This is a genomic window from Corynebacterium sp. HMSC035E02, assembly GCF_001836065.1.
Taxonomy (GTDB): domain Bacteria; phylum Actinomycetota; class Actinomycetes; order Mycobacteriales; family Mycobacteriaceae; genus Corynebacterium; species Corynebacterium hiratae.
In genome coordinates this window covers 27,597-37,473 of the sequence record NZ_KV827373.1, presented here as the reverse complement: position 1 = coordinate 37,473, position 9,877 = coordinate 27,597, and the positions used below count along the sequence as shown (strand labels likewise).

The window sequence follows — 9,877 nt, the reverse complement described above, 5'->3', positions numbered from 1 at the left end:
TCAGTAATCGTCAACGAATGCGGACCCGACTTTCGATACGTCAACCGCACCCCAGGTTCAGGCACCCGCCGCGGCCGCAACTGCTTCAACCGTTCCTTCGCCACTTTCGGGATACGGTGTGCCGGAGTCGCCGCAAGCCGAACGCGCAGATTCCACGCATCCAACTCCTTTTTCACCCTGCCGGTATACGACTCAATCAAGCTCAACGTCGCCACATCATGCCGTTGAGCAACTGCAGCCGCACGCGCCTGGCGCTGCTTGCCCGTAAAACGCGTCGGCCCGAAATACACCGCATGCAGCCCAGCCAACTCCGCAGCATCAGCCACAGAAGCACCACGCGCGCGTAAATCATCCACACTGCCTACCGCAAGCCCCACAAGATCCAACCCCGAACTGCGATAGGAGAAATAAGTCTCCAAATCCCCCATGCCCACGAGACTAAAACACCACCACACACCCCGCAACCGGAGGCAGAAAACTCTCAGAATCTGCTAGAAAAAGGGCAGGTAGCGCTGGGCTTCACGGCTACAGCACGGCGGGGTACAGCAGCGTTAGAACCAGCGCTCAAGCACCTTTGCCACACCTGCCTGGTGATGCGCTACCGTCACCGCATCTGCCGCCTCCATGACCTCTGGGTGAGCGTTCTCCATGGCAACCCCGCAACCTGCCCACTCGAGCATCTCGATATCGTTGGGCATATCGCCAAAGGCGATGATGTCTTCGCGGGCGATACCGTGATGCTCGGCCAGCCACCTAATTCCGCGCCGCTTCGTCACGTTGGGGGCCGCCACCTCGAGGATTCCCTCGGACATTGAGTAGGTCACGTGGGCAAGCTCGGAATCGATGTGCGGAGCAATAAGCTCGTAGAGTTCCGGTGCGGAGAACGCGGTGTTGCGGATCAGCAGCTTCACCGCCGGTCGGGACACCAATTCGCCGACGCTCACGAGGCCGAAGCCTTCAAAAAGCGCGTTCTCCGAATAATGCGATTCCACCACGAAGAGTTCCTCCACCGGATCCAAGACCGAGCCCCCCGTGCGCTCCGCGCCGAAGCCAACACCGCCATGGGGCTCGAGCACCTTCGTGGCCACCTCCACGATTTCCGCGAGGGCTTCAGGCGAGAGCTCGTGGGCGGAGAGCACGCGGTCTTCTGCCGAGTCATAAATCACCGCACCATTTGATGTCACGCACACCGGGCGCACGGTCAGCTGCTCCAGTACGGGCATGATCCAGCGGAAGGGCCGGCCGGTCGCCAGCGCAAACTCGCTGCCCGCGGCAACTGCTCGGGCCACTGCCTCGCGGTTTCGCCTGGGAACTCGGTGGTTCCGGTCCAACAAGGTGCCATCAATATCACTGATGATGAGGCGCGGAGCGCGGTCCGAAAATACGTCACTGGCCATAGCCCTGAGTCTACGTCAGAGCGATGCACACAAGAGCGCACCCGCAACCGCTGGTAGCCACAACAACGTCCACTGCAGCGTTGGCTCCCCACCACCGTGCCGCAGCCTGCCACGCGCACAACGACGAAGGCGGCCGCCACGAGAATGCTCGTGACAGCCGCGCTTGCCTGCAAAGACTGCTACTTAGCCCTTAAGCGATAACGTCGTCATCATCCACGTCTTCCCAGTTCAGGGAACGCTTGATGGCGCGCTTCCAGTCGCGGTACAGAGCCTCGACTTCGTACTTCTCGCGCTGCGGCTTCCAGACCTTGAAGTCGCCCTGCTGGGAGCCCAGTACGCTGAGGTCATCCCAGAAGCCGGAGTCCAAGCCGGCAGCGAAGGCCGCACCGGTAGCGGTGGTCTCCACGTTCTTCGGGCGGTGGACCTCGACGCCAAGCATGTCTGCCTGGAACTGCATAAGCAGCTCATTCATGGTCATGCCGCCGTCGACGCGCAGCTCGGTGATCTCCACGCCGGAGTCCGCCACCATGGCATCGGCGACGTCGCGAGTCTGGTACGCGGTGGACTCGAGCACGGCGCGGGCCAGGTGCTTGCGGTTGGCGTAGCGGGTCAGACCAACGATGACACCGCGGGCATCCGGGCGCCAGTACGGAGCGAAAAGTCCGGAGAAAGCCGGCACGATGTAGACGCCGCCGTTGTCCTTGACCTCGCGAGCCAGGTTCTCAATGGACGCGGAGTTCGGGATGAGCTGCAGGTTATCGCGCAGCCACTGCACCAGGGAACCACCCATGGAGACGGAACCCTCGAGCGCGTACACCGGGCGCTCGCCCTCGCGCTGGAAGCACACGGTAGTCAACAGACCGTTCTCGGAGAACTTCGGGGTGGTACCGGTGTTGAGCAGGAGGAACAGACCGGTCCCGTAGGTGTTCTTAGCAGAACCCGGGCGGAAGCAGCCCTGGCCAAACATGGCGGCCTGCTGGTCGCCCAGGATGGCGCGAATCGGCACACCGGACAGCGAGCCGCGCTCGCGGACGGTGCGGAAGTCGCCCAGGGACGGGCGGATCTCCGGCAGCATGGAGGTGGGAATCCCCATCTCCTTGCACAGTTCCTCATCCCACTCGAGCTTCTCGATGTCCATGAGGAGGGTACGGGAAGCGTTGGTGACATCGGTGGCGTGCAGGGCTTCCTGGCCGTTGTCGCCGTCGGCGCCACCGGTGAGGTTCCACAGGAGCCAGGTATCGATGGTGCCGAAGAGCAGCTCGCCCTTCTCCGCGCGCTCGCGGGCGCCCTCGACGTTATCGAGGATCCACTTCACCTTCGGGCCGGCTGGGTAGGAGTTGATGATGAGGCCGGTGCGGCGACGCCACTTGTCCGCACCTTCATCACCAGCGAGTTCCTTACAAATCTCGGTGGTGCGGGTGTCCTGCCACACGATGGCGTTGTATACCGGCTTACCCGTGTTCTTGTCCCACACGACGGTGGTCTCACGCTGATTGGTAATGCCAAGTGCTGCGATATCTTCGACATTGATGTCGCCGTTGGCCAAAGCTTCACCCACAGCGCGGCGGGTGTTGCTCCAGATTTCCTCCGGGTCATGCTCGACCCAGCCCTTCTCCGGGAAAATCTGCTCGTGCTCGAGCTGGCCGACGGACACCTGCTCGCCGTCGTGGTTGAAAATGATGCAGCGGGTGGACGTAGTTCCTTGGTCAATCGCTGCAACGTAGCGCTTGGTAGACATTGTGTTCTCCGTTTCTGAGTAGTGAAGGTCTGATTTTTAGAGAGCCATGGACAGCAGGCCGACAGCGACGGCCGCCAAGGTCGGTGCAACCACCGGAACCCAGGCATAACCCCAGTTGGCGCTGCCCTTGTCCTTGATGGGGAGGACGAAGGCGTACATGATGCGGGGTCCGAGGTCACGGACCGGGTTGATCGCGTAGCCGGTAGCGGTGCCGAGGGACAGGCCCACAGACACGACGACGAAGGCAACAGCGAAGTACTTCAGCGGACCCAACTCGCCGCCGGCCGGGCCAAAGGCGATGAACATGAGCAGTACGCAGGTAGCGATGAACTCGGTGACTGCGTTCCAGCCGTTGTTCGGGTGCGCCGGGGCGGTAAAGAAAATCCCCCCAGTGTTCTTGTTGGCGCCGGTGACGTTGCCGGCTTCATCGAGGTTGTTGGCGTCGAAAAGCTGCTTAAACGTAGCCCAGGCAAGGAATGCACCAAGCATGGCGCCGAGAATTTGCCCCAGCAGGTAGTAGGGAACGAGGCCCCATTCAAGGGAACCGTTCACCGCCAGCATGATGGTGACCGCCGGGTTGAGGTGGCCGCCGGAGGGGTCGGCGACACTAGCGCCGATGAAGACCGCGAGGCCCCAGCCCATAGCGATGACGATCCAGTCCGAACCGCGCGCGCCAGAAGTTCGGAGGTTCACAACGGCGCACACGCCGTTGCCGAGCAGGAGCAGCAGCGCAGTGCCGATGAACTCCCACAGGAATGCATCCATTCCGGTCATAAGATGTCCTTTCTTATCTGCCTAGGCCAAGGGCCCAGCGAGGGATATCCACCGCTCGCTAGGCCCCGTGACTTTTAGGCTTCTTCCTTGGTGGCTCGTGCGCTGCCTGCGCGCTCGAGGATGTCGTTTGCCTCACGGTCGGTCAGCGCTGCCTCAGCGGCGAGCTCTGCCTCGGTGTGCTTGGTGAAGTGGGAGACTTCGCGCTCGATATCGGTCTGATCCCAGCCCAGCAGCGGGGCAACGAACTCAGCGATCGGCTGTGCAGCAGCAACGCCGCGGTCGGCGAACTCGATGGCCACGCGCAGGCGGCGGGAGACGATGTCGTCGATGTGCAGGGCGCCCTCGTGGGTCACGGCGTAGCGCACCTCTGCCCAGATGTAGCTCTCAGCACCCGGAACCGGTTCGAGCAGCGTGGCGTCGTCAGCAGCCGGAGCCAGCACCTCACCGATCAGCGAGCCGTAGCGGCCGAGCAGGTGCTCGATGCGGTCCTCGCTGAGGTTGTAGCGGCGGGCCAGTGCCGGAACCTGGTTAGCCAGTGCGTGGTAGCCGTCCGCACCCAGAATCGGGGTGCGCTCGGTCACGGACTCAGCCACCTTGGTCCCCAGCTCCTTCGCGGCCAGATCCACCGCGTCCTTGCCGATGACGCGGTAGGTCGTGTACTTGCCACCCGCGACGGAGACCATGCCCGGCGCCACGCGGGCAACGGCGTGGTTGCGCGACAGGTTAGTGGTGGAATCGGACTTGCCGGACAGCAACGGGCGCAGACCGGAGTACACACCGACGATGTCATCGCGGGTGATCTTGTCGCGCACGCGCTGGTTGACCTCGTCCAGGATGTAGTCGATATCCGCCTTGGTCGGCGCCGGATCCGGCAGGGACAGGCCCTTCTCCCAATCAGTATCGGTGGTACCGATGATCCAGTACTCACCCCACGGGATGACGAAAAGCACGGACTTTTCGGTGACGAAGCACAGCGCGGCATCGGCATCGAGGGCATCCTTCGGGACCACGATGTGAACGCCCTTGGAAGCGTGGACGGTGAACTTGCCCTCAGCGCCCGCCATCTCCTGAATCTTGTCGTTCCACACACCGGTCGCGTTAATGAAGGCCTTGCCCTTCACGGTGGTCTCGCGGCCGGTTTCCAGGTCCCGGACCTTCGCGGCAGTGATGCGGCCGCGGCCGTCCTTCTCAAAGCCAATCACCTCAGTGCCGGTGCGCACGCTAGCGCCATATTCGGCGGCGGTGCGCAGGACGGTCATGGTGTGGCGGGCGTCGTCGACAAGCGTGTCATAGTAGCGCACGCCACCGACGACGGCGTCCTCCTTGAGGCCCGGGGTCACCTTCAGCACGCCCTTGCGGGTGAGGTGCTTCTGCATCGGGACGCTCTTGGCTCCGCCCATCAGGTCATAGAGGGTAAAGCCACCGAACATCATGACGCGCTCCCAGCCGCGGTGGGTCAGCGGGAAGATGAACTTCAGCGGCTTGACCAGGTGCGGCGCTAGGGTCGACATGTTGAGCTCGCGCTCCTTCAGGGACTCCGCCACGAGGCGGAAGTCGAACATGGCCAGGTAGCGCAGGCCACCGTGGAACATCTTGGAGGAACGCGAAGACGTACCCGCCGCAAAGTCTTGGGATTCCAGCACAGCCGTCTTCAAGCCACGGGTGGCCGCATCCAGTGCAGCACCGGCGCCTACAGAACCTCCGCCGATGATGACGACGTCATAGTCCTCGGTGGAGTAGTCATTCCAGGTCTTTTCAAAATACTCAGGGTTGAAGCTGTTAATACTCGTCGTGGTCATTGTTGACCGAGTCTCCTCTCTCGCTGCACGGCGTCAGAAAGTCCTGTCCAGTTGACGGTGTGCGCAGCATGTTGTGCTCATCCACCACGCGCGCCCTGTGCACCGATGCCTCGGCCAACTGCCCGAAGGGCGGATGAAGAAGAAGTTTTCTCCCACGGCCAATGCTATAGATCACCAATTTTTCTCTCTGGAGACGCTACTCACACGTAAGTTCCGCCGCCGTAAGCTGGAGTTTCTAAGCCGTTTCATAGGATGACAAAATAAAATAACACCCCCTTCCGGGGGTGTTAACGGGCGTTGCGAACGCTTCTTAAGTCCAGGGTGTCAAGACTTATTTCTTCTCTTGCTGCAAGCGCGCCATGGCCTCCAGCACCTCGGCCATTCCGTAGCGCTCGGTGGAATACGTCACCGCCTGCGCAGCCTTAATCACCTCAATGGGTGCAGTCTCAAGCGCCACCATGCGCACGGCGACGCCGTCCCCGCCCTCCGCAAAGGTTTCATCCCCCGGCTCATTGGCAAAGAACAAGAGATCCTTCGGCTCGGCCCCAATCTTCTTCACCACGGCCGCCAGCCCCTCCGCGGGGGAAGAGGCCGTCGCCACCACTCCCCCGGGGGCATCGTTGAACTGCACCCCTTCTGCCCCGTCAGAGCAGGCGATACGCCAGCACTCTTGGGGAAGATCGCCAAAGGCGGCAGCGTCCAGCACCTCGCCCTGCGGCGAGAGCACAACCAACTCCTCAACCTGCGGGTGGAGCTGCGTCAGCGCTTCTTGGAGCCGCGTCGAGATTTCCCCGTTTTCCATGCTCAGCGCGCTCTGATCCGCCACGACCACGCGCGGCGCTTCGGAATACTGCGCCTTCACCCGGTGCGGTAGGCGGGAGACAATGAGCCGCGATTGCGTCGCCGCGGAGAGCAACCCCTGTTCCACCACGGAGCCAGCGAAGATTTCCTTGCTGCTCGCAGCCATGGAAGCTTGGGCCTCCATGACATCAGACTTCAGTTGCGCCATCACCCCCGTGACCTTGTCGCGGCCCTCCTCGACACCGCGCATGGCCTCTTCCACCACCGAGTTGAGGTTTTCCTTGATCCACTCAAGGGTTTCCGGCGCGGTACGCGGGCGGTCCTTCTCGGCGGCGTCGGCTCCAGCTTCTGCGGTACCGGTTTCCTCGTTACTACCCGGCTTCATCAACGCCATCCGGTCGCGCATGAGCTCCACGGTGGCCTCGGACACGTGCTCCTTGAGATTGGTCAGATCATCGCGCAGCCGGCGCACACGGTAGCGCTCAGTCTCCACCTCGGAGTCCTGGGCCTCGGCCTCCTCCAGCGTCGGCGCACCCCCACCCCTACGGGCCGGTACCCAGTATTCGCCGGCCGGCATCGGGCCGAATTCCTCCTCGTACTGAGCCCACAGCCCCTCCAGGGCTGCCTGCATCCGGCGGCGCACCTCCGTGATATCCGCATCGAAATCGCCCGTGGTGTAGTAGGGCTCAAGAGCCGTGATCAGCACTGGGGTCTTGGTGCGGCCTAAGTGCTTCTTCTGGCCCTTCGTCCAAATACGCTGGGAGCCGAAGATGACCTGCGGGATGATCGGCACACCCGCGCCGTGGGCGATACGCGCCGCACCGTTGCGCATGCTGCGAATCTCGAAGCTGCGGGAAATCGTGCCCTCAGCGAAGACCCCCACGAGCTCGCCATTCTTGGCCAGCTCGATGCCTTTGACAATCGACGCCCCGCCATCGATGCGATCCACCGGAACATGCCCCATCACCTGAAAAAGCTGACCGGCCACCGGCGTCTGGAAGATGGAGGCTTTAGCCAAGTAGCGCACCAAACGCCGCTTGCGATAAGCCAAGAAGGCCCCGAAAAGGAAATCCATGTAGCCGGTGTGATTGCACACGATGACGGCCCCGCCCTTATCCGGGATATTCTCCTCGCCGGACAGGCGCATCTTCAGCCCCTGGGCCAAGGTCACCCCGCGGCCAATGTGCGTAATCTGCCGGTAGAGGAAATTAGTCACAACGCTCATGATGCTCCAGGGAGGATTTAGGGCCTTAAGAGGGCACAACCGGTGATCGGAGGGGGCGCCTGCGGCGCCTCCTGTCATTCTTCTAGGAGTTTACGGGGTAAAGAACGTCCTTACCCACGAATGGGCGCAATGCCTCCGGAACCACGACGGACCCATCTGCCTGCTGGTGGTTCTCCAGGATGGCCACGAGCCAGCGGGTGGTAGCCAGGGTGCCGTTGAGCGTGGCGGCGTACTGGGTCTTGCCGTTCTCGTCGCGGTAGCGCGTGGAGAGGCGGCGCGCCTGGAAGGTGGTGCAGTTCGAGGTCGAAGTGAGCTCGCGGTACGTGCCCTGGGTGGGCACCCACGCCTCGTTATCGAACTTGCGGGCTGCAGAAGAACCGAGGTCTCCGCCCGCGATGTCGATGGTGCGGTAGGGCAGCTCCATCGCCGCGAGCATGTCCTTTTCCATGTTCAGCAGCTTCTGGTGCATCTCCTCGGCGTCTTCCGGCTTGCAGTAGACAAACATCTCCAGCTTGTCGAACTGGTGCACGCGCAGAATGCCGCGGGTGTCCTTGCCGTGCGAACCCGCCTCGCGGCGGAAGCAGGAGGACCAGCCTGCATATTGCAGCGGGCCCTTGGACAGGTCGATGATCTCTTCCTTGTGGTAGCCAGCCAGAGCCACCTCAGAGGTACCAACCAGATAAAGATCATCCGCCGGCAGGTAGTAGACCTCATCCGCATGCTGGCCCAAGAAACCGGTTCCCTGCATAACGTCCGGGCGCACGAGCACCGGCGGGATCATGAGGCTAAAGCCGGCCTCACGGGCTTTCTGCGCAGCCAGCATAAGCATGCCCAGCTGCAGGAAGGCGCCGTCGCCGGTGAGGTAGTAGAAACGTGCGCCGCCGACCTTGGCGCCCCGCTTGACGTCGATAAGCCCCAGCGTCTCACCCAATTCCAGGTGATCCTTCGGTTCAAAGTCGAACTGCGGCTTCTCACCGACCTCCTCGAGCACGACGAAATCATCCTCGCCACCAGCCGGGGCACCCTCCACCACGTTGGAGAGCTGGTACTGCAGCTCCGTTACCTTGGCTTCGGCCGCGGCCGCTTCCTCGCCGGCCGCCTTGACTTTTTCCTTCAGCTCATTGGAGCCCTCCAGCAGCGCCGGGCGCTCCTCCGGGGAGGCCTGGCCAATCTTCTTGCCAAAGGCCTTCTGCTCCGAGCGCAGCTGGTCAGCCTTCACAATGGCCGCGCGGCGCTGTTCATCAGCAGCGAGCAGCTGGTCCACCAAAGAGGGATCCTCCCCACGGTTTACCTGGGAGGCGCGGACGACATCGGGATTTTCGCGAAGAAATTTGAGATCAATCACGCCGGATAGTCTAGCGCACGGCCACACCTTTGCGCTGGTCATAACCAGCTGGCTATCATGGAAAACATGGCAGCTCACATTATTACCGACGGCCCCGTGCCCAAGCACGCTCAGCTGCGGGATATTCTCTCCGAGCTCTGCCGCACCACCCTCAAACCTGGTGACATCCTCCCGGGCGAGCGCATTCTCGAGGAAACCTACGGCGTCTCCCGCATCACCGTGCGCCGCGCCATTGGTGACTTGGTGGCGGAGGGCCGCCTGCGCCGCGTGCGCGGTAAAGGTACCTTCGTGGCTCCGAACCCACTGGTCTCCCGGCTCCATCTGGCGTCCTTCTCCGATGAGATGGGCTATCAGAAAGTACAAGCCTCCTCGCGCATCCTGCTGGGTGAACGCAGCGCCGCCCCCAGCGAAGTCTGCGAGTTTTTCGGCACGGAAACCACCGTGGCCCATACCCACCTGCGGCGCCTGCGCTTGGGCGATGGCGAGCCCTATTCCATCGACGATGGCTGGTATAACTCCACCTTTGCTCCGTCATTGCTGGAGAATGACATCTACAATTCCGTCTACGCGATTTTGGATAGCACCTTCGAGGTCCCCATCACCGGGGCCGAGCAGACGGTCACGGCCGTCGCAGCAGAGGAGGACATCGCTGAGCTTCTCGACGTCCCCCCGAACACCCCTCTCCTCCACATCACCCGCCTCGCCCGCTCCGGCGATCGCCCCGTGGAGTGGTGCTCCTCGGTCTACCGCACAGACCGCTACCGGCTCACAACGCACGTCTCCCGCGCACGTATCTAG

The 9,877-nt window shown here is 62.5% G+C and carries 7 protein-coding genes and 1 pseudogene; 1 reads left to right on the top strand and 7 read right to left on the bottom strand.

The window, feature by feature from the left end; translation table 11 throughout:
• From HMPREF2635_RS10855 to serS, 7 genes and pseudogenes are all read right to left on the bottom strand, one after another.
• Positions 1 to 428: pseudogene (locus HMPREF2635_RS10855) on the bottom strand (HNH endonuclease); the annotation flags it as partial.
• 123 nt (positions 429 to 551) lie between these two features.
• Complete coding sequence (locus tag HMPREF2635_RS10850) at positions 552 to 1,397, bottom strand: Cof-type HAD-IIB family hydrolase (protein WP_070821744.1); 846 nt, start codon at positions 1,395 to 1,397, stop codon at positions 552 to 554.
• A gap of 190 nt (positions 1,398 to 1,587) precedes the next feature.
• Complete coding sequence (gene glpK, locus HMPREF2635_RS10845) at positions 1,588 to 3,135, bottom strand: glycerol kinase GlpK (RefSeq protein WP_070821743.1); 1,548 nt, start codon at positions 3,133 to 3,135, stop codon at positions 1,588 to 1,590.
• A 36-nt stretch (positions 3,136 to 3,171) separates the two neighbouring features.
• Positions 3,172 to 3,909, bottom strand: a complete 738-nt coding sequence (locus HMPREF2635_RS10840) for an MIP/aquaporin family protein (RefSeq protein WP_070821742.1) — start codon at positions 3,907 to 3,909, stop codon at positions 3,172 to 3,174.
• Positions 3,910 to 3,983: 74 nt separating this feature from the next.
• A complete protein-coding gene (locus HMPREF2635_RS10835; protein WP_070702247.1) occupies positions 3,984 to 5,708 on the bottom strand; it encodes a glycerol-3-phosphate dehydrogenase/oxidase in 1,725 nt (574 codons plus the stop codon).
• Between the two features lie 331 nt (positions 5,709 to 6,039).
• Positions 6,040 to 7,734, bottom strand: coding sequence for a lysophospholipid acyltransferase family protein (locus HMPREF2635_RS10830; RefSeq protein WP_070821741.1), 1,695 nt, complete (start codon positions 7,732 to 7,734; stop codon positions 6,040 to 6,042).
• An 82-nt stretch (positions 7,735 to 7,816) separates the two neighbouring features.
• Entirely contained in the window at positions 7,817 to 9,079 is a 1,263-nt protein-coding gene (serS, locus tag HMPREF2635_RS10825) for a serine--tRNA ligase (RefSeq protein WP_070517750.1), read from the bottom strand.
• 66 nt (positions 9,080 to 9,145) lie between these two features.
• Between serS and HMPREF2635_RS10820 the strand changes: the two genes are divergently transcribed.
• Positions 9,146 to 9,877: a GntR family transcriptional regulator gene (locus HMPREF2635_RS10820; RefSeq protein WP_118779535.1), complete on the top strand. Its 732-nt coding sequence runs from the start codon at positions 9,146 to 9,148 to the stop codon at positions 9,875 to 9,877.

Coding starts and splice junctions, on each gene's coding strand:
- HMPREF2635_RS10835 (WP_070702247.1), bottom strand. CDS start 5,708: ATGACCACGACGAGTATTAACAGCTTCAACCCTGAGTATTTTGAAAAG.
- HMPREF2635_RS10830 (WP_070821741.1), bottom strand. CDS start 7,734: ATGAGCGTTGTGACTAATTTCCTCTACCGGCAGATTACGCACATTGGC.
- HMPREF2635_RS10820 (WP_118779535.1), top strand. CDS start 9,146: ATGGCAGCTCACATTATTACCGACGGCCCCGTGCCCAAGCACGCTCAG.
- HMPREF2635_RS10840 (WP_070821742.1), bottom strand. CDS start 3,909: ATGACCGGAATGGATGCATTCCTGTGGGAGTTCATCGGCACTGCGCTG.
- glpK (WP_070821743.1), bottom strand. CDS start 3,135: ATGTCTACCAAGCGCTACGTTGCAGCGATTGACCAAGGAACTACGTCC.
- HMPREF2635_RS10850 (WP_070821744.1), bottom strand. CDS start 1,397: ATGGCCAGTGACGTATTTTCGGACCGCGCTCCGCGCCTCATCATCAGT.